This window comes from Carboxylicivirga linearis, assembly GCF_018271995.1.
Lineage (GTDB): Bacteria > Bacteroidota > Bacteroidia > Bacteroidales > Marinilabiliaceae > Carboxylicivirga > Carboxylicivirga linearis.
Map to the genome: position 1 here is coordinate 1 of NZ_JAGUCO010000140.1, position 530 is coordinate 530.

The window sequence follows — 530 nt, forward strand, 5'->3', positions numbered from 1 at the left end:
TTGTTGCCAACTGAGGTTTTTGTAATTACAAAATATCGTTTCATTGTCGGGAGATTTTAGCGTTATTTCTTTTTCTCTACCTCGGCAAGCAGATATACACGAACATTGTAGCTTTCATTAACAGCCAGGTTCTCGCTGTCGTCTTTGTAAATGACACGTACTGGGCTGTTCTTGGCTTTTTCGTCAACAGGAAAAGCCACGTCCTTAATACTCATGTCATCGTTGTGGTGAAGCAACGCCACCTCGGTATCATCGGGGATTATCTCTGTATCATCAATCCAAACCCTAAGTGTGGCACCTGGTAATGCCTGTTGGTTGGATAGGCGTAAGAAAATGCCTTTGATACGGTCGTGTTCCGTTTTGGTATTGCCGTTAAACTCGTAGGTCTGACCTTTTTTAACCTCGAATTTCACGACCTGTAATTTGCGTATGTTGTTGTCTTGTACTTCCATTTTTCAAATGATTAAGAAGAAAAAAGGGGCGGTTAACAACCGCTGACCGCCCCCGAACGATTATGACATATCAAGCTC

At 42.6% G+C, this 530-nt stretch carries 1 protein-coding gene; it reads right to left on the minus strand.

Annotated features, from left to right (window positions below; genetic code table 11):
* Positions 1 to 62: 62 nt before the first annotated feature.
* Positions 63 to 413: a hypothetical protein gene (locus KEM10_RS25245; protein ID WP_212221027.1), complete on the minus strand. Its 351-nt coding sequence runs from the start codon at positions 411 to 413 to the stop codon at positions 63 to 65.
* Positions 414 to 530: the final 117 nt, after the last annotated feature.